Here is a 22,885-nt window from a genome sequence, read left to right on the forward strand (position 1 = left end):
GCCTTCGCGCACGAACGGGCTCACGCGCCGCCGAGGGCAGGCAGGACTCGCTGTGTGCCGAGGGTGTAGCCGGCGTACAGGAGGACCAGTCCGATGTAGACCTCCCAGAGAGCGAGCGCCGAGATGCCGCCGGACAGGTCGGCCAGAGCGGCCTGTTCGGTGAGTGCTCCCCCTACGGTCAGTCCGGCCGCGAGAAGCGTCGAGAGGAGGAGTTCGAGTAGCCCCGGAATCGATTCTGAGCCAACCATGTGTGGACAGATATCAGTGTGAACCCGCTTGTAGCTTTTTCGATTCGAGAGAGCTTAGTAGGCCCGCGAAAACGCACCGTTATGAGCCAGAACTGGAACGCGGACTACGCGACACTCGCAAAGCGCGGGTTCATGCTCGGGGCAGGGCTGTTCCTCCTCGGCATCGCGGGGGAACTCGTCGGGAGCGCCGTTCTCGGAACGCTACCCGCCTGGGGGGACACGCTGCTGGTCGACATGGAGGTGCTCGGCATTCTCGTCGGGCTCCTCTCGCCGCTCGTGTTCGGCGTGGTCCTTCCACTGACCGAGTAACGGCTCCTACCCAGAGATACCGCGGTACGAGGAACGCCGACCACGTTTCACCGTCGCCACGGCAGCGCCCGACAGCGTGGCCGCTCGCCTCGCCAGTCCCGGTCTCCTATCGATACAAAATAGCGGTCAGCGCGAGCCCGAGGCGTCGGCTTCAGGCCAGTTTCTCGACGTTCTGGCGGCTTTGTCGCCAGAGCCCAGAAGCTCTCTACGAGAGCTTCTCGATGTTCTCACGGTTGCACCGTGAGAGGACGAGAAATCGGCTTACGCCAATTTCTCGATGTTCTCGACGACCTTCTCGGCGAACTCGCTGGTAGCGAGCTTCGTGCCGCCTTCGATCTGGCGCTCGAGGTCGTAGGTGACGTTGCCCGAGGAGATGGTCTCCTCGACGGCGTCACGAACGAGCTGGCCGGCGTCCTTCCAGCCCATGTATTCGAGCATCAGACGACCGGAGAGGATCATCGCGGTCGGGTTGACCTTGTCCTCGCCGGCGTACTTCGGCGCCGAGCCGTGGACCGGCTCTGCGAGACAGCGGGCCGTCCCGAAGTTCGCACCGGGTGCGATGCCGAGGCCACCGATCTGTGCGCCGGCGGCGTCGGACATGTAGTCCCCGTTGAGGTTCATGGTCGCGATGACGTCGTACTCGCCGGTACGGGTCAGGAGCTGCTGGAGCATGTTGTCGGCGATGCGGTCGTTGACGACCAGCGTGCCCTCGGGTGCCTCGCCGTCGTACTCGTCCCAGAGCTCGTCCTCGGTGATGACGTCCTCGCCGTACTCCTCTTCGGCGACCTCGTAGCCCCAGTCACGGAACGCGCCCTCGGTGAACTTCATGATGTTGCCCTTGTGGACGAGGGTGACGGTGTCCTTGTCCTCTTCGATGGCGTAGTCGATGGCCTCACGGACGAGGCGCTTGGTCCCGAACTCGGTGATCGGTTTGACACCGATGCCGACCGGGCCGTCGTGGATGGTCTCGTCGAAGTTCATCTCGTCTTCGACGAACTCCTTGACCTCCTGCACTTCGTCGGTGCCGGCCTCCCACTCGATGCCGGCGTAGACGTCCTCGGTGTTCTCCCGGAAGGTGATCATGTCCATCTTCTCGGGTTCCTTGACGGGGGAGGGGACGCCGTCGATGTGATACGTCGGGCGGACGTTGGCGTACATGTCGAGCGTCTTGCGGAGTGCCACGTTCAGCGAGCGGAAGCCGGCGCCGACCGGCGTCGTCAGCGGCCCCTTGATAGCGACGTTGAACTCCTTGATGGCCTCGACGGTGTCGTCGGGGAGGTTCTCGTCGTACTTGTCCCGGGCGGACTGGCCGGCGTAGACGCGCATCCAGGAGATGTCTCGACCGGTGGCGTTCGCGGCGGCTTCGAGCACCTTCTGTGCGGCCGGACCGACGTCCCTTCCGATTCCGTCCCCGTGGATGATGGGGATGATCGGGTTCTCCGGAACGTCGAGTTCGTCGTCCTCCGTGACCTGAATCTGCTGTCCCTCGTCGGGAACTTCCACCTTGTCGTAATCGTAGCCCATATTCCGCAAATTGACAGTCGCCCCTAAAGGCGTGCCGCTTTGCCTCAGACGTGGTAACACTGCGCGCAAAGGGCGGACAGCGACCGCACGCCGACACATCATTATCGCCACAGTCGGAGGTGATATGACGCTCGTGTGTCAACTGTTTCGCATGCACGTCATCGTCCACGGCGGCGCGGGCAGTCCACCGGCGTCGCCGGCCGACCGGCGGGAGACGCTCACCGATGCCGCCGAACAGGCGACGGAAACGGAGCGTCCGATGGAGGCGGTGTTGACCGCGCTTCGGCCGCTCGAAGCCGACCCGGCGTTCAACGCCGGTATCGGTGGGGCCGTACAGAGCGACGGCACGGTGCGGACCGACGCCGGGCTGATGACCGACGAGGGGCAGGTCGGCGCGGTGTGTGCAATGTCCGGCGTCGTACACGCCGCGGACGTGGCCCGAGCCGTGGGAACAGAGACACCCCACGTTCTCCTCGCCGGCGACGAGGCTGCCGACTTCGCGGCCGGCGTGGGCGTCGACACGGGTCGCGACCTCACGACTGCGGAGACGCGACAGCGATACGAGGCCGCCGATCCGCCCGACGGCGGGCCCGCCGCCCACCTCGAATGGGTCCGTGAGCATTTCAGGGGCACTGACACCGTCGGCGCGGTTGCGACCGATGGCGAGCGGCTTGCAGCGGCAACCTCGACCGCCGGGCGCTGGTTCGCGCTGGCCGGTCGGGTCGGCGACGTGCCACAGATCGGCGCCGGCTTCTACGCGGACGAGCGCGGCGGTGCAAGCGCGACCGGCGAGGGGGAGGCCATCGCCCGGTTCGGGCTGGCCCGCCGCGCCGTCGAACGCCTGGACACGTACGGCCCGCGACAGGCCGCGGAAGAGGCGATCGCGTCGTTCGAGGACGCCACCGGCGGGCGTGCCGGCGTTATCGTGCTCGACCACGCCGGCCACACCGGGGCCGAGCGCAACACTGCCGCGATGCAGACCGCGACGAGATAGCCAGAGGGAAACCCCTTTGCCCGCCACCGACTAACCGCCGTGCATGACTGACGTGGACTTCGATTCCGAGCAGTACGAGAAATGCCGCGAAGCGGGCGAGATTCTGGCACAGGTGCGCGACGAGGCGGCCGAGCGCGTCGAGGTGGGCGTCTCCCATCTCGAAATCGCCCAGTGGGCCGAGCAGGAGATACGGGAGTTGGGCGGCAAGCCGGCGTTCCCGGTGAACATCTCCATCGACGAGGAGGCGGCCCACGCCACCCCCGAGCGCGACGACGACGCGACCTTCGGCGAGGAGATGATCAACCTCGACATCGGCGTCCACGTCGACGGGTGGCTCGCCGACACCGCCGTCACGGTCGACCTCTCCGGGCAGGACGAACTCGCCGAAGCCCCCGCAGAGGCCCTGGACGCCGCGCTGGAGGTCGCCGGTCCCGGTGTCGACGTGGGCCGGATCGGCGCGGCCGTCGAGGAGGTCATCGAGGGGTACGGCTACAACCCCGTCGTGAACCTCACCGGCCACGGCCTCGGCCACTGGGAACAGCACACGTCGCCGAACATCCCGAACCGCGAGGTGGCACAGGGCGCGACGCTCGACGTGGGCGACGTGGTCGCCATCGAGCCGTTCGCCACCGACGGCCGCGGCAAGGTGCAGGAAGGGGCCGACGAGGAGATCTTCGCCCTCGAACGGGAGGGGTCAGTCCGGAACCGGCAGGCCCGACAGGTCCTCGAACAGATCACCGAGGAGTACCGGACGCTGCCGTTTGCCGCCCGCTGGCTCGACTCGCCGCGAGCGGAGATGGCGCTTCGCCGCCTGAAACAGCAGGACATCGTCCACGGCTACCCGGTACTCAAAGAACAGGACGACGCGTACGTCAGCCAGAAGGAACACACCGTCATCATCACCGAGGACGGCTGTGAAGTGACGACGCGCTCGCGGTAGGGACGGACTGACACCGGAGTACTGTTTTCGAGCCCCCCACTCCAGAGCTGGTCTGAACGGGTGCGATGGGCGCGTCTGTCACACTGTCAGTAACTGTGCGGGGTATGGAAACGATGGGTGGGGGGTGTGTGGCCACGCAGTCAGAGACCGCGTGGCGTACGGAAAAGTCGGGGCGGGATGGTCAGGCGTTGTTCATCCGGGTGGACGTGGTCGCCCCACAGACCTGACACTCGCTGACCCGGTACGGTTCGCGGGAAAACGCCGCGTTTTCGTGCTTCTCGGACTCCGTCTGTATCTGGACGCGTACGGCGTGGGGCGTCTCACGGTCACACGTCGTGCAGTGCTCGGCCATGTCAACGCCGTCGTTTGTCGCTGCCATCCCGTCCGACACAAGCCGGGTAGACAGTATAAAAACCCCCTTCCGTTCTGGTCCGTTCAGCACTGTTTATCGCCGGACGGGGCCCGATTCGTACGGAAAACGCTCTCAGAGCTGTGGAGAACGTTTAATAGGGATTCTCTGGTCGTAGAATCCGATACGCGACCGTGAACGGCCAACACTTTTATATATCGCTTCGACACCGCCAGTCACGTCGTTTTTGCTGGTGGGTCGACAAGTGGCGGTATGGACAAGGTGTTCGCGCCGTGGCGTATCGAGTGGGTCGAACGCGAGGAGACGAACCCCGACATCGACTGCGTGTTCTGTGCGTTTCAGGAGGGGGACGACGACCGGGCGAACAACCTCGTGGCGCGAAGCGACCACGCCTTCGTCCTCCTGAACAACTACCCGTACAACCCCGGTCACGTGATGGTCATCCCGCACACTCACACCGGCGAGTACGGCGATCTCGACGACGACACCCTGCTCGACCACGCCCGACTGAAACAGCGCACGTTCGACGCGCTGGAGACGGCGCTGTCCCCGGACGCGTTTAACACCGGCCTAAACCTCGGCGGCTCCGCGGCCGGCGGCTCGATCGACGACCATCTCCACACCCACGTCGTCCCGCGGTGGAACGGCGACACGAACTTCATGCCGGTCATCAGCGACACGAAGGTCATCGTCGAGGCCGTCGAAGACACCTACGACCGGCTCTACGCCGCGTTCGCGTCACAGGACGGGACGACCGCTCCCGAGGACGGGGCCGTCCGCATCAGCTGAGGTGGCCGGAACCCCCGCCGGGGACTGCGCCGGTGTCGAAGCGGCTTTGACGGCGGCCCGACAACGGGCGAGCAATGTCACGCCGCGCGACGCTCAGGCGGGTCGGCCTGCTCGTTCTCGGTGTCAATCTCCTCCTCGTTCTGCTGAAAACCGGCGTCTGGCTTACCACCGGGAGCTTCGCCGTCCAGTCCGAGGCGGTCAACAGCGCCGCCGACACCGCCTACTCGCTGGTGGTCGTCGCCGGGCTGTACCTGACGACGCGCCCGCCGGACTTCGAGCACCCCCACGGTCACGAACGCATCGAACCGTTCGTCTCGCTGTTCGTCGCCGCCGGCATCTTCGCCGCCGGGGGCCTGGTCCTCTGGAACGCCGGTACCGCGCTGCTGACCGGGAACGTCTCGGTGACACAGGGTCCGGCCGCCGTGCTCGTGCTCGCGTTCTCGGCCGTAACGAAGTACGGCCTCTACCGCTACTGTCTCCGCGCGGGCACGGACCGCAACTCCCCGGCGCTCGTCGCGACGGCGAAGGACAACCGCAACGACATCCTCACCGCGGGGGCGGCGCTGGTCGGCGTCGCCGGCGCGATGGTCGGCTACCCCATCGCCGACCCGCTGGCCGCACTCGTCGTCGCCATGGGTATCATCTACACCGGTATCGAGGTCGTCCAGGACAACGTCACCTATCTCGTCGGCGGCGCACCGCCGGAGGACCTCCGGCGCGAAATCCTCCGCCGGGCGCTCGACCACCCGCAGGTCCGGGGCGCACACGACGTCATCGCCCACTACGTCGGCCCCGAGATCGACGTGAGCCTCCACATCGAGGTGGAGGGCGACCTGACGCTGTTCGAGGCCCACGACATCGAGACGGCGGTCATCAAGTCCATCGAGGAACTCCCCGAGGTCGACGACGCGTTCATCCACGTCGACCCGAAGGAACTCGGCGAGTGGAAACCCGACGAGGAGGTCGAGCGACTCGCTGACCTGGAGTGACGTTTTAGTAGCCCCCGTGTCATGTACTGGCGTATGGCCGACGACTCATCACGTAGCTGGGTTGCGCTCGGACGACTGTTGTTCGGCCTCGGTGTGGCCCTCCAGGCCGCCGAGGATTTCCGCGACATGGAGGATGCCGTCGAGTACGCCGAGTCGGCGGGGGTCCCCGCACCGGACCTGCTGGCCCCGCTGGCCTCGGGGATGATGCTGGTCGGCGGGCTGGGAACGGCGTTCTGGCGGCTCCCCCGCGTCTCTACTGGTGCTGTCGCCACGTTCCTCGCCGTCGTGACCCCGACGATGCACGACTTCTGGAACGCCGACCCGGACAGCCAGAGCGGCGAGCGCCTGGCCTTCTTCGGCAACCTCGCGATGTTCGGCGCCGCGATAACGTTCCTTCGCGAGGCCTACGGCGGCGACTGACGGGCCGGTCCCGACAAGAAGGCCCAGCTATACGATGGCACTGTGAGCCGACGGCGAGTTCAGTCCGCGACCTGTGCCCGCTCGACCGGCTCGCCGAAGGCGTAGACGGTGTTGTGGCTCGTAATCTCCACGGCGACCGTGTCGCCGATTTCGAGGCCGCGCTCCTGTGCGTCGGCGATGACGACCTGCCGGTAGGCCTCGTCGTAGCCCACCAGCGACTCGTCTGTGCCGTCCTCGACGAGCAACACCGAGGACGTGCGGCCGACCATCTCCTCGTAGGCCTCGGCCATCAGCTCCATCTTCGCCTCGCTCATCTCCTTCGAGCGGTCCTTCTTCGTCTGGCCGCCCAGGCCCTTCATATCGGCGGCGTCGGTGCCGGGCCGCTTTGAAAAGCGCGTGACGTTGATTTTCTCGGGGCGGGTCTCGCGCAGCAGCGCCATCGACTGCTCGTGGTCGGCTGGCTCCTCCGTCGGGAAGCCGACGATGAAGTCCGTCGACAGCGTCCAGTAGTCCAGACGGTCGTCCAGCGTCTCGACGACCTCCAGGTACTCCGAGACGGCGTGCTGGCGTCGCATGTCGGCCAGCACGTCGTCGCTACCGGACTGGACCGGCGCGTGGATGAAGTTGTACAGCTCGTCGTGTTCGGCGAACACCGCCGCGAGCTCCTCGCGGACGCCGTGGAGTCCCTTGGGGTTCGCCATGCCGACACGCACCCGGAAGTCGCCGTCGATGTCGGAGCAGATGCGGTCGAGTAGCTCCGGCAGCAGGCTCGTCCCCTGGTTCGTGTCCCAGCCGTAGACGCCGGTGTCCTGGCCCGTGATGCGGACCTCCTTCGCGCCGGCGTGGACCAGCGCGCGGGCCTTCTCGACGTTCTCATCGACCGAGGGCGACTCGATCCGCCCGGTCGCCTGCTTGGTGATACAATAGGAGCAGTCGGACATACAGCCCCGGGCGATGGGGAGGATGCCGACGACGCCGTTCAGTACCGTCTCGGTGTCCGGGGTCACCGTCGGACACTCGCCGTTGAGGACGTACTGGGGGACGTCGTCCCAGTGAAGCACCTCGGCGTCGACGTCGGCGTTCCGGAACTGCTCGCCCTGGGCGAGTGCCATACAGCCAGTGATAACGAGGTCCGCCGGCGTCTCTTTCTCGAGTTCTTTGGCCCGTGCGAGCATGTTGCGTTCGGTCTTCTCGAGCACCGTGCAGGTGTTGAGAATCGCCACGTCGGCGGCCTCCGGGCCGTCGGCGGGGTGGTGTCCGCCCTCCCGGAGCGCCTGCTCTATCTGCTGGGTCTCACCTCTGTTCGAGGTGCACCCGTACGTCTCGATGTGATACCGGGCCATTCATCCAGACACTGTCGCCAGGACGGCAAAAGGGCGACGGATTGGACCGGTCAGTAGCCGTCGTCCGTGTCCGCGTCGTCCCGGTCCGGCTCTGATTCGGGCGCTGCAGCACCCTCCGCCTCGGCCTGCCACTCCCGGACGATGGTGTCGCCGCTGGAGGCGCCGATACGCTCGGCTCCGGCCTCGAACATCGCCTCGGCGTCGGCCCAGGACCCGACGCCGCCGCTGGCTTTCACCGGGAGGTACTTGCTGAGAATCGCCACGTCGTGGACCGTCGCGCCCCCCTCGCTGAACCCCGTCGCGGTCTTGAGATACGCGGCGTCGGCGTCGGCGGCGAGTTGCCCGACCCGTTCGAGTTCGTCGTCGGAGAGCAGCGGCGCTTCGACGATGACCTTCACCGGGACCGGGACGCTGGCGACGACTTCGGTGATGTGGTCCGCCACCGCGTCGTCCTCGCCGGCCTTGAGCAGTCCAACGTTACACACCATATCCAGTTCCTCCGCCCCGGAGTTCCAGGCCAGTTTGGCCGCCTGGCAGACGCTGTCGGTCTGGCCCTGCCCGTGCGGGAAGTCGATGACGGCCGTGAGCGGGACGTTCGCGTACTCCGTCGCCAGCGGGAGCGCCCACGGCGGGATGCACGCCCGCATGCCGTACTGCAGCGCCTCGTCGAGGCAGGTCCGTACGTCGTCCGGCGTCGTCGTCGGTCCGAGGACCGTGTGCTCGATACGGTCTGGTACGTCGTCCATACCGCGGAGTGAGGCGTGGTGTCTACGTAAAGACGGCGGGCGACAGCCGTGGCGCGCTCCCGTTTCGGTTCCGTTGACTCTGCAATCCCGGCGGGACGGCCCCCACCATCGCCGATACTGCCACCGCCGGTCGCGTTCGGAAGGTTTTCCGTCGTCGGGGTCGGCGTGGGGGACATGGTACTGCCTTCGGGGTTAGCGCTCCCGCCGCTCGAGTACACTGTGGCGCTGCTTGCGGGCACACTCGTGGTGACAGCGCTGTTGTACGCCCTCGAACCACCGGTCGACCAGCGGACCGTGGTCGCCCTGACGCCGTGGATGGCGCTCGGTGGCGCGCTCCACGCGTTCCACCAGCCCCCTATCGAGGCGTACAGGCCCGTGGTCGCCCCGCTTTTCGGCGCGCCGGCGGTGTATCTCACGACGTTCGTCACGCTGGGTGTCGTCTGGATCGCGCTGACGCTTTTCAGCGTCCGACGCGGCCACAGCGAGACGATATCGCGTAATCTGGGGTACATCGGCATCGGACTCCTGACGGTGTTGCTCGTCATCGGCGTCGTGATGGCACTGGAGTCCGGCCTGCTGGGGCTCATCTGGCCGACCGTCGCCGTCGTCGTCGCGGCAGTCGTCACCGCTGTGACGGTCCTCGCGGTCGCGCTGTTGCGGACGCCGGTGGTCGTCCGGATGCGCTACGCGGCCCCGACGGTCGTGTTCGCGCACATGCTCGACGGCGTCTCGACGGCAGTCGGCGCTGACGTCATCGGCATCACGGAGCGGACGCCCATCCCGGCCCGCATCATGGAGTTCGCCGGCACGCTCCCGACGGCCCCGTATCTCGGCACGGGCTGGCTGTTCGTGTTCGTCAAACTGCTCGTCGCGATTGCGGTCGTCTTCCTGCTGGACGACTACCTGGCAGAGGAACCCGTCGAGGCCAGTCTCCTGCTTTCGTTCGTGACCGCCGTCGGCATCGGTCCGGCCACAAACAACATCGTCCTGTTCCTGTTCATCCCGGTCTGACCCGGAACTGTTGGCTCGGTGAGTGTTTGCTTGCACGACGCAACGCTCATTGGCACCGAGAGGATGGAGAGAACTGTGCTCGAGTACCCCCTCTCGCAGTGGGCGTTCGTCTGTGTCGTCGCCGGCGCGGTCGTCGGTCTGTTGTTGAACATCCCGATGGTGACACAGGACGAGGGGTACCTGCCGGCGTACGTCGCCGCGGCCGGACTCACTCGCACCGACCCGACCGCGGTGAGCCGTCGCCTCGCCGTCGTCGTCCATCACGGTACCGCCGTCGTCGCGGCGCTGCTGTACGGCGCGGTCGTCGCTGTTCTCTCACCCGTGCTTCCGACGGCAGTCTCGCTCAACGGCGTCCCGTTGCTCCCACACGTCGTCGGGGCTGCGGGCGTCACCGCGTTCATCTACGTCTTTTTCGCCCGCGTCGCCATGCTCCGCTTCGGCGGGAGCCTCCGGGACAGGGCCGAGGAGACCGTCCGACAGTGGGCACTGACAGCGTTCATCTTCGGCACGGCGCTGGCCCTGTTCGTGCCGGTGCTCGTCACGCAGGTGTGAGCTACTCGTTCCCGACCCGCTTCGAGAGGTTCCTGTAGGCGCCGAGATACAGGAACACGGTCGCAAGCGCTGCGAACGGGACGACGAGGGTCCAGGAGGGGCCCTCCGGCGTTCCGGCGTCGATGGTGTAGCCGGTCAGCAGTCCGAGGGCGACCCCGGCAGCGACGGCGATACCCGCCGGCCCCCGCATCCGCCTGTCGAACAGCGAGATGTCGTCTGCCATACCTCCCCTCTCTCGGGCGTCCTACCTCACTGTTGTGACTGGCGAGAATCCACCGACTACTAAACCGTTCCGTCCGACGGGCCGGTATGGCGAAACAGCCGCATCTACTCGTCGAGCCGGGTGACCTGACAGACATCGCGCTCGTGCCGGGCGACCCCGGCCGCGTCGACCGCATCGCGGGCCTCTGTGACGACCACGAGGTCGTCGCCCAGAACCGCGAGTACAAGCTCGTCAACGCGACCTACGAGGGCCGCGAGCTGACGATCTGTTCGACCGGTATCGGGTCGCCGTCGACGGCCATCGCCGTCGAGGAACTGGAGGCGGTCGGCGTCGAGACGCTCATCCGCGTCGGAACGACCGGCGCGCTCCAGGAAGGCATCGAGATCGGCGACATGGTCGTCGCCAGCGGCGCCGCCAAGGACGAAGGCACGACCGGGCGCTACGAATCCGACACCGTCCCGGCCGTCCCGGACTACGACGTGCTCTCGTCGCTCGTCGACGCCGCCGAGGCCAACGACGAGGACGTTCACGTCGGCCCCATCGCCACGGACGACGCCTTCTACGCGGAGACGGACGAGTACATCAACGACTGGGAGGCCGCCGGCCTGCTCGCCGTCGAGATGGAGGCCGCCGCGCTGTTCTCGCTGTGTCGCCGCAAGGGCCTGCGCTCGGGGGCTATCTGCACCGTCGACGGGAACCTCGTCGAGGGGACACAGAAGGGCGAAACCGAGGACGACGAACTCCCCGAGAAGGCCAGGAACAACGTCGAGCGCGCCATCGATATCAGTCTGACGGCGACCACGTCGCTGTAGGCATCGCCGCTGCCGGACCTGTATGTGGGGCCGGCCACGCCTACTCCGGCGGAGGGCTTAACAGACCGTCTCCCGTGGAAACCTGTATGCTCGACCGGTTCCGGAAGCGACTCCGCAGGGCGGGCAGACGGCTCCGGCGGGTCGAGCGCCGCGAACTCCGGGACTTCAGACGGTGGGCCGAGGTGACCGAAAACCTCGTCCACCTCTCCATGCTGGTGTTCGTGCCGCTGGCTATCGTGCTGGTGACGACGCTGGCCAACGCCGTTCCGCAACTGAGTTTCCTGCTGTTTCCCCCGCTTGCGGCGGGGTCGTACACGCTGTTCGTCGACCCGACGAGCAAGTACTCCGACCCGAAGCGGTTCGTCGCGGGACTCACCATCGGCGCGGTCTGTGGGTTGGCCGCGCTCGCTGTCTCGAACAGCTATCTCACGGCCCCGGGCGGCCAGTTCACCGTCAGCGCGCTCGGTGCCGGTCTCGCCGTCTTCGCCACCGGCGTGGTCACCTGGCCGCTCGACATAGAGGAGCCGTCGTCGTACTCCACCGCCCTGCTGGCGCTGCTGGTCGAACCGAACCAGCGGGCGGTGTTCGTCGCCAGCATCTTCGTCGCCAGTTCGCTCGTGGCGGCCCTGTTCGTCGTCTGGCGCGAGGAGTTCTACGAGCAGCGGGCGACGTACCTGTACGAGTCGATGTCCGGCGACGACCACGTTCTCGTCCCGATGCGCGGCGAGTCGGCGGGCCAGACGGCGATGCTGGGCGCGCGGCTCGCGGCCGCCCACGAGGCCGGCAAAGTCGTCCTGCTGGATATGGTTTCGGACAGCGACGCCGCCACGACCCAGCAATCGCTCATGCGGGATACGATACAGCTCGACATCCGGTCGGAGAACGGGTCGGAGCCGCCGTCGGCCCGGACCCGCCTCGTCGGCGACGGCGGCGACCCGGCCGACGCGTCGGTGGTGCCCGACCGGACTGACCTCGAAGCGGAAGTAGACTGGCTGGAGACCCACGCCGACCGGATCGAGACGCGAACGGGCGTCTCCTGCCAGGTCGTCGTCGCGAGCGACGACGGGTCGCCTGCGAAGACGACGCTGCAGACCGCGGCCGAGACCAACTGCGACCTCATCGTCGCGCCCTACGAGAGCCGACACGGGGCGCTGACGCCGTACTTACAGCGGCTGTTCCGGAGCAAGAGCGATATCGTCGTCCACCGTTCGCGGAGCGACCGGACCCGCTGGAAGCAGATCCTCGTCCCCGTGCGGTCTGTCAGCGACGTGGCCCACAACATGGTCGATTTCGCCACGCGACTGGCGGGCCGGAGCGGGCGGGTCGCCGTCGCGACCTGTATCGGCTCCCGCGGGGACCGCCGCCGGGCCGAGGAGATGCTCGCGGACCTCATCGAACCGTACGAGGGCGCGTTCGAGACGCGGGTCCCGCGGATGGACATCCATACGTTCCTCTCCGAAACCGGGCCGCAGTACGACCTGGTCATGATCGGGGCGAGCCGCGACCGGAGCAAGGCCTCGCGGTTCATCTCCCCGCCGACGTTCGAACGGCTGGAAGAAGTGGAGACGGACGTCGCTATCGTCGACCGCGGCCGCGCCTAGATGTCTGCGTCGTCTTCGTCACGCACGTCGAGCAGGTGGTCGGCGATGTTCTCCATCCCCTCCCGACCCAGCGCGGACTGGACGATGAGATGGCCACCCAGCACCGCCGGGCTGATGACCGTGTTCGCGCCAGCACGGCGGAGCTTCTCGATGTTCTCGCGGTCGGTCGCCGCGGCGACGATGTTGACCTCGGGGTTGAGCGTCTTCGCCGTCAGTATCGCCAGTGCGTCCTGTGCGTCGTTGTTCGTCGCCGCGACGACCGCCACTGCGTCCTCGATACCGGCCCGCTGGAGCGGGTCCTCGTCGCTCGGGTCGGCGGTCAGGACAGCGATGTCCCGCTGCTGGAGCTGTGTGGCCGTCTCCGTGTCCGACGTGATGACCACGAACTCTATCGCGCCGGTCAGTTCCTCGATAATCGGTTCCGTCAGGTCGCCGTGGCCGAGCACCAGCACGTGGTTCTCGAGCAGGTCAAGTTGTGCGTCAGTCATGTTTCCGAGTGCCTCCGAAAGCCGCTTCTCGATTGCCGGTCCCAGCAGCGACCCCAGCGCGATGGCGAAACTGGCCGTCCCGAGGACGACCACCGACATGCCGAACAGCTTCGCCTGCTGGCTCTGTGGGGTCACGTCGCCGTACCCGACGGTACTGGCCGTGACAAGCGTGTAGTAGAACGCGTCGGTCGCCGTCGACAGGTTGGTGAACTCGTCCCGGAGCGCGTACGAACCCGCCGTCCCGTACATGAGCGAGCCGAGGAGTGCAGCGCCCGCGGCCAGTTGCGCCGTCGAGAGGTCGATCGGCCGGTCGAACCGGCGCCGGTTCAGCAACATCGTCGGGAGCGAGACCAGCGAGAGAACGACGAGCGGGAGCGACACCGCCGAACTCTGGACGAGGCCCTGGACCGCTGCGACGGGAAGCAAGACGACTGTCATGTACCAGGCGATACGGAGTCGGCGTCGGAGACCGACGACGCTGACCAGCAGCGTGAACCCGGTGAGCGCGCCGGTGAAGCCGGCCGTGCGCTGGATGCTCCGGGGAACGAACTCGGCGAGCGGGCCGCCGATAGTCACGGCGCTGATGTTGACGACGCCGGTGACAAACGACAGCACCGCCACCAGCACCGGCAACAGGATGGTTGCGCGTGCCCCGAGCCAGTCCCGCGGTCTGTCCATACCCATCCAGATTACAGCGGTCGGTGTAAATGTACTGTCCGCGGGCCGGAAGCGATTTACTACCGGCCACGCTGGATGTGGACATGGCATCGCTCCCGATTGAGGTGTTGATGGGCATCTATCTGGGGCTGTTGGTGGGAGTGATACCGGCGCTCGTGTCGTGGGCGCTGGGGTTCAGTTTCAAGTACTTTACCGGCATTACCGTGCCGGGGTTCGGTGTCGTCGTGCTGGCGATCGCACTCGCCGGCGTCAGCGGCGGGCTCATGGCGCTGGCCGATAAGTCGATCACGCAGGCCCCTAACGCCGAGCGAATCATTACTGCGATCATCCTCGTCGGGATGGTGTCGCTGTACGCTCACAGCAAGGGCGACAAGCTCGGGGCGGAGTTCCCGAAGCGCCTCTCGCTGAAGGGGTTGCGCGAGAAGAAACTCTCCGCGGACGTGGTCGAGTTCGTCGGCGGCCGCGGCGAGGTCCGCATCCGCGTTCTCGGCGACGTGGCCGACATGGAGGGGTATCCCCCGCTGTCGGAGCCGCTCCGGGCCGAAATCCGCACCGAGGAGTGGCGGTTCCCGGCCGACCTCCGCATCGGCGAGCTCGAACGCCGGATGGAGGAGCGGCTGAAATCGGAGTTCGACCTCGGCGACGCCGCCGTCTCGATCGACGAGCAGGGGCGAGCGACAGTCGTCGCCGCGCCCCCGTTTTCCGGCCTGTCGAAGCGCGTGGGCGACAACCGCCACGCCGTCTCGGTGGACGCCCTGTTACCGACCGGCCTGGCCCGCAACGACGAGGTGACGGTGCTGACCGAGGACGCACAGGTCCGGGGGACCGTCGTCAGCGCTCGGTCGACTCCGTCGGCCGACGAGACGGCCGCCGAGACGCCGACAGAACCGGACGTCGCCGACGCCGAGCCGTCCCCGGTTCCGGTCCAGGCACCGACGACCGATGGCGGCGAGGGACGGCTCACGGTCGCTGTGACCCGGACGGACGTGCAACCGCTGCTCCGGTCAGCCAAGCCAAAAGTCGTGGTCGAACCCCGCGGCACACACCGTGAGTACGAACTCGTCTCCCTGCTCCGGCGGGCCGGGAGCCGGTTCCGCCGGCTCACCGTCCGGGCCGACGGCCCGCTTGACGGGACGACGCTCAGGGACGCCCACGTCCGAGAGGCCCACGACGTTGCCATCGTCGCCATCCGGACGCCGGACGGCTGGCAGGTCGCACCGCGGGGCGGCGCGGCCGTCGGGGCCGGCGACGAACTGTACGCGATTGGCCGCCGCACCGACCTCGACGCCTTCGCGGAGGCGGTCGCATGACGCCGCTCGGACCGACACTGCTCACACAGGTCGGTGCGAACCTGCAGTTGGGGCCGCTGTCGCAGGCGCTGGTCGAGGGCGTGGTGTGGCTGCTCGCGATTGCGCTTCTCGCTGCGACGCCGGCGGGCGCTATCGCTGTCCTCTATCGCTGGTACGTCCGTGAGCGGATTCAGACCGGGCTGGCGCTCCTGTTCGGACTGACTGCGGTCGTCCTCGTCATCGGCGCGACGACCGCGCTCAGCGAGGTCATCCTCGGCGATGAGGACGTGCTGGCGGCCGGTGCGGTCCTGTTGAACCTCGCCGCGTTCCTCGCCGGCGGCGTCGGGGCCTACGGCGGACTGCGAATCGGGGACCGGCTGGGCGTCGATCTCTTCGCCGCGACCGGCGGCCGGAACATCGACGCCGACGTGAGCGAGATCGTCCAGACCGTCGGCCGGGTCACGTCCGTCCGCCTCCCCGAGGAGATCGACGACATCATCGGCTACGACCCGATGCCCGAGGAGACCAAAGAGACGCTCGCCGACCGGCGGTTCCTCTTCCCGCGCCGGCTGACGAAAGACGAACTCCGCGACCGGCTGGTCGCCCGGCTCAAGACCGACTACGGCGTCGGCCACGTGGACGTCGAACTGGCCGACGACGGCAGCGTCGACTACCTCGCGGTCGGCTCGCGGGCGGCCGGTATCGGCCCGACGCTGCCGCCCTCCACGAACGCCGTCGCCATCCGGGCCGACCCCGCCCACGCCGCCAGCGCCGGCGACCTCGTCCAGGTCTGGGAGCGAGCGCCGGCGAGACGCGTGCTCACCGGCGAACTCCGGGGCGTTGCCGACGACGTGGTAACGGTCGCCATTGACGCCTCCGATACGCCGAAACTCGACCCGCAGACGCAGTACAAGCTCGTCACGCTCCCGGTCCAGGACCGCTCGGACCGGGAGTTCGCCTCGCTGCTCCGGGCGGCCGACGAGACGATGGGCACGGCCACCGTCGAACCGGGGAGCCCGCTCGACGGCGCGCCGGTCGGCAGTCTGGCGGTCTCGGTGGTCGCGATCACCCGCGACGACAGAGCGCCGGAGACAATCCCGTCCCGAAGGCACGTGCTCGCGGCCGGCGACACTATCTACGCGATCGCCACGCCGGACGCGCTCCGGCGGATGGAGCAAGCGGCGGAGGGACCCGGTGAAGCGGCTACGACAGCGGCTCCGGCGGGCGAGTCCGAAGGCGACCCGAGCGAGGAAGATGATGCGGACGAAAAAAACGATGCAGACGCCGAAGACGCACCGTCCGGTGTGTCTGCTCCCGCTGCCGGAGACGAGCGGGACGGGACACGGGCGGAACCAGCGGTCGAGACGGCCGACGACACCGACGACGATGTCGACGCGGCCGAGACCGCTGCTGATGGCACGACCGACACCGTCGACGAACCGACTGACAGCGCCGCTGATGACGGGACAGCTGTCAGCGATGCCGACGACAGGCCGACCGTGCCCGGCGTATCACCGGACGACGACCCGCTGGAGGCACTTCGGAACGATGAGGTAGAGGACGCGGTCGACGACCTGACTGCGGACGACGACCTGACTGCGGACGACGACACCGTCGAGGTGTGGGACCCGGAGGAGCGAATCGACGAGGTGGACAGCGAGCCCGCTGCCGACGGAGTCGAAGACCGCGACTCGGCGGACTCCGAAGCGCCGGCAGCGGGCGAAGATGACACAGACGACGCGTCGACCGCCGGCGAGGACTCGGAGAGACCGGACCGAGACGGCGGGTAGCACCGTCGGCGGAACCACGCCGTCGCAGGCTCCCCTCGTCGGCTGTTGTAGCGGACCGGGCACACCGCGGTCCGGAACCCTCTTTTGCCGGACGCCCGGAGTAGGGACATGGAGTGGAAACTGTTCGCACACCTCCGGGACGCGGCCGACGGCCAGTCGGTCAGCGTCGATGTCGAGGGAGACGCCACGGTCGAGACGGCGCTCGATGCGCTGCTCGCGGCGCGACCGGCACTCGCCGAGGAGGTACTCGACGAGAACGGGGAGTTGGCCGACCACATCCGGCTCCTCGTCGACGGCGAAGACCCGTTCGCCGCCGGCGAGGGGCTGACGACGGCAGTCGACGAGGGGACGGAACTCGCGTTGTTCCCACCGGTCAGCGGCGGCTGACACGGGCTGTCGGACGAGTCAGTTTTCCAGCGGTCCCGCCAGGGTCACGTTCGAGATGACGATTCGGACGCCGTCCTGGTACTCGGTATCGAGTGTCACGCCCCAGCCGTGGGTCCGTGCGAGCATCCGCAGGTTCGGGAGCGTCATCCCGGCCGCGGCGCCCGGCATCGCGCCGCCGTACTCGAAGAAGGCCTCCGGCGCTGTCTCGCCCGCCGGGTCCCCGTCGTCGGTGATGACGATCTCGTCGGCCTCCCGCTCGACGGTGACCGTCGACGCGCCGTTGTGTGCCGCGAACCTGAACCCGCTCTCGAAGAGGTCCCGCAAGCGGGTCGGGTCGGCGATGACCCGCCCCTCCACGTCGGCCGCCATGGTGAGCCCGTCGGTGTCGGCACGGTCCCAGGCCCCTTCGACGGCCGTCCGGAGGTCGACGGCCATCGTCTCGTCGACTGTCTGCCCGTGTCGGGCCAGCGTCGCGAGTCCGTCGACGATCTCGGACATCCGGGCGGCCGTCTCGGACGTCGACTGGAGGGAGTCTTTGGCCAGGTCGACCTCGCCGCGGTCCAGGGCGTCACCGGCGACAGAGACGCGGCCGGTGATTATCTGGAGCGTGTTCAGAAGCTCGTGCCTGATTGCGGTGGCAAAGCCCTCCAGTTGCTCGTTCTGGCGGTCCAGTTCCCGGCGACGTCGCTCGCTCTCGGTGACATCGGTGAACACGAGCATCCGGCCGATGTCGACCTGTCCCAGCGAGAACGAGGTGTCGCTGATGAGATAGTACTCCGCCCCGCCGTTCCGGTTCCGTTCGAGGATCTGCTCGTCCGTTTCCAGTATCTCAGTCACTGCCGGCAGTACTGTATCGAGTGTCTCCCCTCGGCTGCCGTCGAGTGTCGGGAAGAGCCGCTGTGCCTTGCCGTTGGACTCCTTGATGTGGCCGTCGTCGTCGAGATACACCACGGCGTCGTCGACGCCGTCGGTCAGCTGCACGGCGAGAAACGCCTCGTCGAAGACGTAGAGGACCCCGACCGCAAACAGCGCGACGCCCAGCGGCTCGTGGTTGATGTCGAGCAGGACGTCACTGGCGTACCCGACGATATCGAGCACCGCCGGCAGCGCCGTGACGCCGACGAGGACGCCGAGTGGCCGGGTGTCGTAGTCGGCTTCCAGGAACAGCTCGAGCAGCATGAAGAAGCCGACGCTGACGAGCGCATAGGAGAGGCCCGTCACCACCCAGTGAAACACGCTGTGTGAGATTGCCAGGTGGGGGAACGGGTCGGTGACGAACTGCGTGGCGAAGTAGAGGCCGTGGAACGGATTGGTCAGTTTCACCCCGACGATACCCAGATAGAGGCCCACGGCAACTACGCGATACCGCCGGTCCCGGTGGAAGGACCGCCCCGTGTACGCCGAACAGAAGTACAGCCACGCGCCCACCGTGGCGAGGCCGACGACGAGGCTGCCGAGGTAGAACGCGTATCCCAGCGTCCCCAGCGTCAACAGGTAGCCCAGTTCCAGCGCCGCCCAGCCACCGCTACACAGGAGCAATCCGACCATCCCGCGGCGCGTATCGGCGTCCTCGATGCGGGTCGCCTTATAGAGCCCGACACCGCACCCGATTGCCGCGAGGGCATACACTGCGACGTACGCGAGGAATGCCGGTGAACTCCCGACCAGATTCATCTACAAGGGGTATGGCGGATATTTCAATGAGTGTTATGTCCGCGTTATCGCCTATGATAACGCTTCGAGGCCGTCGATCTCGAACACGAAGTCCGGGCACTCGTCGACGCTCCCGCCGGCGTACGCGGCCTGGGCCACGTGACGTGGCGTCTCCGGGATGAGGACCCGCGTCGCGGCAACGCCCAGGGTGGCTGCGTCGGCGGCTATCGCAGCGAACAACGCCCGTGCGGCGTCGACGTCGCTCCACACCCCGACCGCGTACTCCGCGAGCCGCTCGCCGTCGGCTTCGGTCGTCCGGACACGAGGGGCCATCCCCCGTGGGTCGTCGTCGCCGACGGTCAGGACCGCCTCGGCAGTCGCCAGGCTGTCGAGCGTCTCCCGCGTCAGCGTCGAGAGCGCCCAGCGCTCACCGCTGTCGAGCGCGAGGCCGGACAGCACGTCCCGACCGTCGCTTTCCCGCCAGTAGTCCCACGCGGCCCCGGGGTCGTTCCCGACGCTCATCTCGGGCGTCTCGCCCCGTGGCTCGGGGTATGCAAAGCGGAACGACGTGACCGGTTCGAAGCCGGCAGCCAGCGACTGTCCGAGCCCGGCCTCGTTCCAGGAAAACACCATGTTCCGGCCGACCTCCGCGCCGGCGTCGGCCGCCCATTCGACGAGGCGCTCGGTCAGCAGCGACCCGAACCCCTTCCCCCGGTAGGCCGGGTCGACGCGCATGCCCTGGAACCACGCCTCGGTCTCAGTGAGCATGACGGCCTGACAGAGGCCGACGGCCTGGCCGTCGACGTCGACGACGAGGGTCTTCCGGTCCGGGCCGTCGGCGTCGACCCAGTCGCGGAACACGTCCGGGATGTAGTCGGACATCGCTCTGTCGGGCCAGACGTCGCTTGTCAGTTCGACCACGTCGTCGTAGTCGTCGTGACGGGCCGTCCGAACAGTCGGCGACATGCGGAGAGACACTCCCGCGACGGTGAAAAAGGGTCGCGTCGGTGCCCCAGTCCGGACTCGCCTCCACTCGGGCTACTCTACCGGGCTCGGCGCTACAGCCACGGCGTCGAGCGCTGCTGAATCTCGCCGGCCAGGGGTTCCCCCATCGTGTCGGCCACGTCGTCGCTGTTTGCCAGGGCCCACATGAGTTTGACCTTCGCCGTCCCGGGGAGCATGTCCTCGCCCTCGATGACGCCGGCGTCGAGCAGGTCCCGGCCGGTGTCGTAGACACGGTCACAGACCCGCCCTTCGAGACACTGGCTGGTCATGACGACCGGGAGGTCCAGTTCCTCGATGCTCCCGATCCAGTCGGTGTTGACGTGGCCCAGCCCCGTTCCCTCGATGACGATGCCCGCGCTGTTCTCGGCGGCGGCCGCAAGCAGCGAGGGGTCCATCCCCGGCGAGAACTTGAGCAGTTCCACGTCCGTCTCGATATCGTCGTGCAGCGCCAGGTCGGCGCCGTCCCGTTCGGCGTACTCGCGGCGGAACGTGACCGTGCTCTCGCCGTCGATGTCGTAGTCGACCTCGCCGAGGGGCTTCGCGCCGACCGTCTCGAAGGCGTCCCGGCGCGAGGTATGGTTCTTCCGGACGCGAGTCCCGCGGTGGAGCGCACAGCGGTCGTCGGACTCGTCGGCGTGCATACAGACCAGCACCTCCGCGCAGTCGCTCGTGGCGGCCTCGACGGCAGAGACGGCGTTCATCACGTTGTCCGAGGACGGGCGGTCGGCCGACCGCTGGCTCCCCGTAAAGACGATGGGGACCGGGGTATCGAGCATGAACGACATCGCCGACGCGGAGTACTGCATCGTGTCGGTGCCGTGCATGACGACGATGCCGTCCGCGCCGGCCTCGATCTCCTCGTGGATTGCCTGTGCGAGGTCCTGCCAGACCGCCGGGGTCATGTTCTCAGAGAGGATGTTGGCGACGACGCGGCCGCGGTAGTTCGCCATCCCCGCCAGGTCCGGCACCGCTCGCAGGACGTCCTCGGCGTCGAACTGGGCCGTCACCGCGCCGGTGCGGTAGTCGACCGTCGAGGCGATGGTTCCGCCGGTGGAGATGAGCGAGACCGTCGGCAGGTCGTCGTCGAACTCGATTTCGGAGGTCCCCTGTTCGTCCTGTGCGCTCTCGACGTCGTACACGTCCGACTCCAGTACGTCGACGGACGCGTCCTCGCGGTCGATGCCGACGTTGTACCCGCCGTCGAGTTTGACGACGAGGTGGTCGGGCGTACTCGACGGGAGCAACACGCCCTCGTAGCTCTGGGCCGCGCGTTCGACGCGGACCCGGTCGCCTGCGTTCATGCGCGGCACTTTCCGCCGGTGGGACTTGAACCCACTCGTTTCGGCGAGCGCTCTCGGTCACGCGCCGAACCTGCCGACGGGCCGGGGCTGAGACGGACAGCGGTCCCGGTCGGAGAGTCACACGGTCGGTACCGCAGGTCCCGAACGCTACCAGACCACAGGATTATCTGACTCGACATTCTCCTAACAAGTATGGCAGACAACAAGAACGGCCGCGAAAATCAGGCCCAGAACGAGCAACGCCGCCAGCGCGAGCGCGCCATCGCGGAGGAGCTTGAGCGCGCGGACGAACCCGAGCCGCCCGTCGACCCAACGGCGCTCGCGTACTTCGAGACGGAAGTCGAATCGCTCGAATTTCCGGCGACGGCGGCTGACGTGGTCGCTGCGGTCGGCGACCACGAAATCGAGTCCACAGAGGGAACGTTCGCCGTTGCGGACCTCCTTCCGGCCGCGGACATCGAGTCCTTCGAATCGCCAGCCGAGGTCCGAACTCGAGTCCAGCAGCCGACGGTGGCCAGTGCGATGAAGCGCATCGTGGAGGCCGCTGACGAATACCAGAGCGCGTCCTTCGGCGCCTCACAGCGCGACGGCTACGAGCAGACCTTCCGGGAACTGAAAGCCATCGACGCGGACGACGAGGACGAGGGTATCCGGGTCATCGCCGACTGGATTATCGAGCGCATCCACGACAAAGAGAAGCTGCCGGGGTCCCGCGACGTCCGCCGACAGGCGGCGAAGTTCTGTCGGTCGAACGGCTACTCGGTCAGCAACGACGACTGGCTCGGTATCTGAGCCGCCCCATCCCCTCGACCACGACTGCTGGCAGACCCCACAAGGACCATACTGCTCGCGGTCCCAGACTCTGTATGGCTGAACGAACCGAGGAGCGGACCCGCGACGCGGACGCGTCGGGCAGTGACCTCGGCGTCGATGTCGGCGCGACAGAGTCGACAGACGGGGACGTTGCTGTCGGGAAATCGCGCACAGCGGAGGCCTCCACCACCGACGACGGCGGGAGCTACTTCTCACTGCGGGCGCTGCTGTTCGCCTTCGGCGCGGTCGGCGGCGGGATGGTGCTTGGCGGGCTGATACCACTGGTTCCCGCGACCGAACTTGTCGGCGTGTTGCTCGGCGGGTTCGTCTACGGACTGCTCGCCAGCGAGCGCCGCTATCTTGAAGTCGGTCTCGCCGGCGGCGTCAGCGGCGGGGTCGTAGCTGTGCTGTCGCTCCTCCCACAGCTCGCCGCGGGGTTGAACGGGCCACGGCTGTTCGCTATCGCCGGCGGTATCGGCCTCGTGCTCGCGCTCGTCGGGCACTACTTCGGCCGTGACCTGCGAAGCGGGCTGACGCGGGAGCTGTGACGCGACAGGGCCGGGTCGGCATCCAGCGGCAAGACCATCGCGACGTTGCCGGGAGAACCTCT

The 22,885-nt window shown here is 67.5% G+C and carries 25 protein-coding genes; 15 read left to right on the top strand and 10 right to left on the bottom strand.

Annotated features, from left to right (window positions below; genetic code table 11):
- Positions 1-20 precede the first annotated feature (20 nt).
- Positions 21-248: a hypothetical protein gene (locus KZ498_RS06110; protein WP_312617686.1), complete on the bottom strand. Its 228-nt coding sequence runs from the start codon at positions 246-248 to the stop codon at positions 21-23.
- Positions 249-329: 81 nt separating this feature from the next.
- Between KZ498_RS06110 and KZ498_RS06115 the strand changes: the two genes are divergently transcribed.
- Positions 330-557, top strand: coding sequence for a hypothetical protein (locus KZ498_RS06115; RefSeq protein WP_312617687.1), 228 nt, complete (start codon positions 330-332; stop codon positions 555-557).
- A gap of 261 nt (positions 558-818) precedes the next feature.
- On the opposite strand, the gene icd is transcribed toward KZ498_RS06115, so the two are convergent.
- Positions 819-2,081 carry an isocitrate dehydrogenase (NADP(+)) gene (gene icd / locus KZ498_RS06120; protein WP_312617689.1) on the bottom strand — a complete coding sequence of 421 codons (1,263 nt, stop codon included), beginning with the start codon at positions 2,079-2,081 and terminating at the stop codon, positions 819-821.
- A 151-nt stretch (positions 2,082-2,232) separates the two neighbouring features.
- On the opposite strand from icd, the gene KZ498_RS06125 reads away from it, so the two are divergent.
- Positions 2,233-3,075, top strand: a complete 843-nt coding sequence (locus tag KZ498_RS06125; protein WP_312618505.1) for an isoaspartyl peptidase/L-asparaginase — start codon at positions 2,233-2,235, stop codon at positions 3,073-3,075.
- 43 nt (positions 3,076-3,118) lie between these two features.
- Positions 3,119-4,015 carry a type II methionyl aminopeptidase gene (gene map, locus KZ498_RS06130; RefSeq protein ID WP_312617690.1) on the top strand — a complete coding sequence of 299 codons (897 nt, stop codon included), beginning with the start codon at positions 3,119-3,121 and terminating at the stop codon, positions 4,013-4,015.
- Between the two features lie 181 nt (positions 4,016-4,196).
- Here map and KZ498_RS06135 read toward each other — a convergent pair whose 3' ends face one another.
- Positions 4,197-4,394 carry a hypothetical protein gene (locus KZ498_RS06135; RefSeq protein WP_312617691.1) on the bottom strand — a complete coding sequence of 66 codons (198 nt, stop codon included), beginning with the start codon at positions 4,392-4,394 and terminating at the stop codon, positions 4,197-4,199.
- Between the two features lie 243 nt (positions 4,395-4,637).
- Between KZ498_RS06135 and KZ498_RS06140 the strand changes: the two genes are divergently transcribed.
- From KZ498_RS06140 to KZ498_RS06150, 3 genes are all read left to right on the top strand, one after another.
- Entirely contained in the window at positions 4,638-5,174 is a 537-nt protein-coding gene (locus tag KZ498_RS06140; RefSeq protein ID WP_312617692.1) for an HIT domain-containing protein, read from the top strand.
- A 74-nt stretch (positions 5,175-5,248) separates the two neighbouring features.
- On the top strand, positions 5,249-6,163 hold the full coding sequence (locus KZ498_RS06145) for a cation diffusion facilitator family transporter (RefSeq protein ID WP_312617693.1): 915 nt from the start codon (positions 5,249-5,251) through the stop codon (positions 6,161-6,163).
- A 33-nt stretch (positions 6,164-6,196) separates the two neighbouring features.
- Positions 6,197-6,583: a DoxX family protein gene (locus KZ498_RS06150; RefSeq protein ID WP_312617695.1), complete on the top strand. Its 387-nt coding sequence runs from the start codon at positions 6,197-6,199 to the stop codon at positions 6,581-6,583.
- A 59-nt stretch (positions 6,584-6,642) separates the two neighbouring features.
- On the opposite strand, the gene KZ498_RS06155 is transcribed toward KZ498_RS06150, so the two are convergent.
- The gene (locus KZ498_RS06155) at positions 6,643-7,926 is read right to left on the bottom strand and encodes a tRNA (N(6)-L-threonylcarbamoyladenosine(37)-C(2))-methylthiotransferase (RefSeq protein ID WP_312617696.1); all 1,284 of its coding nucleotides are present in this window, start codon (positions 7,924-7,926) and stop codon (positions 6,643-6,645) included.
- A 50-nt stretch (positions 7,927-7,976) separates the two neighbouring features.
- Positions 7,977-8,672, bottom strand: a complete 696-nt coding sequence (gene deoC / locus KZ498_RS06160) for a deoxyribose-phosphate aldolase (protein WP_312617697.1) — start codon at positions 8,670-8,672, stop codon at positions 7,977-7,979.
- A gap of 174 nt (positions 8,673-8,846) precedes the next feature.
- Here deoC and KZ498_RS06165 point away from each other — a divergent pair, with 174 nt between their 5' ends.
- Together KZ498_RS06165 and KZ498_RS06170 are read left to right on the top strand one after the other, a co-directional pair.
- Entirely contained in the window at positions 8,847-9,683 is an 837-nt protein-coding gene (locus KZ498_RS06165) for a DUF63 family protein (RefSeq protein WP_312617698.1), read from the top strand.
- Positions 9,684-9,758: 75 nt separating this feature from the next.
- Positions 9,759-10,235: a hypothetical protein gene (locus KZ498_RS06170; protein ID WP_312617699.1), complete on the top strand. Its 477-nt coding sequence runs from the start codon at positions 9,759-9,761 to the stop codon at positions 10,233-10,235.
- A 1-nt stretch (position 10,236) separates the two neighbouring features.
- Here KZ498_RS06170 and KZ498_RS06175 read toward each other — a convergent pair whose 3' ends face one another.
- On the bottom strand, positions 10,237-10,458 hold the full coding sequence (locus KZ498_RS06175; protein ID WP_312617701.1) for a hypothetical protein: 222 nt from the start codon (positions 10,456-10,458) through the stop codon (positions 10,237-10,239).
- Between the two features lie 86 nt (positions 10,459-10,544).
- Here KZ498_RS06175 and KZ498_RS06180 point away from each other — a divergent pair, with 86 nt between their 5' ends.
- A complete protein-coding gene (locus tag KZ498_RS06180; protein ID WP_312617703.1) occupies positions 10,545-11,270 on the top strand; it encodes a nucleoside phosphorylase in 726 nt (241 codons plus the stop codon).
- 86 nt (positions 11,271-11,356) lie between these two features.
- Positions 11,357-12,871 carry an HPP family protein gene (locus KZ498_RS06185; protein ID WP_312617705.1) on the top strand — a complete coding sequence of 505 codons (1,515 nt, stop codon included), beginning with the start codon at positions 11,357-11,359 and terminating at the stop codon, positions 12,869-12,871.
- Here KZ498_RS06185 and KZ498_RS06190 read toward each other — a convergent pair.
- Positions 12,868-14,037, bottom strand: a complete 1,170-nt coding sequence (locus KZ498_RS06190; RefSeq protein ID WP_312617707.1) for an NAD-binding protein — start codon at positions 14,035-14,037, stop codon at positions 12,868-12,870. The two genes, KZ498_RS06185 and KZ498_RS06190, sit on opposite strands and share 4 nt — an antisense overlap.
- Positions 14,038-14,066: 29 nt before the next feature.
- Here KZ498_RS06190 and KZ498_RS06195 point away from each other — a divergent pair, with 29 nt between their 5' ends.
- From KZ498_RS06195 to KZ498_RS06205, 3 genes are all read left to right on the top strand, one after another.
- Positions 14,067-15,347 (top strand): TrkA C-terminal domain-containing protein, encoded by a 1,281-nt coding sequence (locus tag KZ498_RS06195; protein ID WP_312617708.1) that lies wholly within the window; start codon positions 14,067-14,069, stop codon positions 15,345-15,347.
- Positions 15,344-17,116, top strand: a complete 1,773-nt coding sequence (locus KZ498_RS06200; RefSeq protein WP_312617709.1) for a TrkA C-terminal domain-containing protein — start codon at positions 15,344-15,346, stop codon at positions 17,114-17,116. Before KZ498_RS06195 ends, KZ498_RS06200 begins: the two co-directional genes overlap by 4 nt.
- Positions 17,117-17,224: 108 nt before the next feature.
- Positions 17,225-17,503 carry a ubiquitin-like small modifier protein 1 gene (locus KZ498_RS06205; protein WP_312617710.1) on the top strand — a complete coding sequence of 93 codons (279 nt, stop codon included), beginning with the start codon at positions 17,225-17,227 and terminating at the stop codon, positions 17,501-17,503.
- Positions 17,504-17,521: 18 nt separating this feature from the next.
- Here KZ498_RS06205 and KZ498_RS06210 read toward each other — a convergent pair whose 3' ends face one another.
- From KZ498_RS06210 to gatD, 3 genes are all read right to left on the bottom strand, one after another.
- Positions 17,522-19,177: a histidine kinase N-terminal 7TM domain-containing protein gene (locus KZ498_RS06210; protein ID WP_312617711.1), complete on the bottom strand. Its 1,656-nt coding sequence runs from the start codon at positions 19,175-19,177 to the stop codon at positions 17,522-17,524.
- 51 nt (positions 19,178-19,228) lie between these two features.
- On the bottom strand, positions 19,229-20,122 hold the full coding sequence (locus KZ498_RS06215) for a GNAT family N-acetyltransferase (RefSeq protein ID WP_312617712.1): 894 nt from the start codon (positions 20,120-20,122) through the stop codon (positions 19,229-19,231).
- A 92-nt stretch (positions 20,123-20,214) separates the two neighbouring features.
- Positions 20,215-21,462, bottom strand: a complete 1,248-nt coding sequence (gene gatD / locus KZ498_RS06220; protein ID WP_312617713.1) for a Glu-tRNA(Gln) amidotransferase subunit GatD — start codon at positions 21,460-21,462, stop codon at positions 20,215-20,217.
- 192 nt (positions 21,463-21,654) lie between these two features.
- Between gatD and KZ498_RS06225 the strand changes: the two genes are divergently transcribed.
- Positions 21,655-22,254 carry a hypothetical protein gene (locus KZ498_RS06225; RefSeq protein ID WP_312617715.1) on the top strand — a complete coding sequence of 200 codons (600 nt, stop codon included), beginning with the start codon at positions 21,655-21,657 and terminating at the stop codon, positions 22,252-22,254.
- A gap of 74 nt (positions 22,255-22,328) precedes the next feature.
- Complete coding sequence (locus tag KZ498_RS06230; RefSeq protein WP_312617716.1) at positions 22,329-22,823, top strand: hypothetical protein; 495 nt, start codon at positions 22,329-22,331, stop codon at positions 22,821-22,823.
- The last annotated feature ends 62 nt before the right edge of the window (positions 22,824-22,885 follow it).

The sequence above is a fragment of the Haloarcula sp. 1CSR25-25 genome (genome assembly GCF_032027985.1).
Lineage (GTDB): Archaea > Halobacteriota > Halobacteria > Halobacteriales > Haloarculaceae > Haloarcula.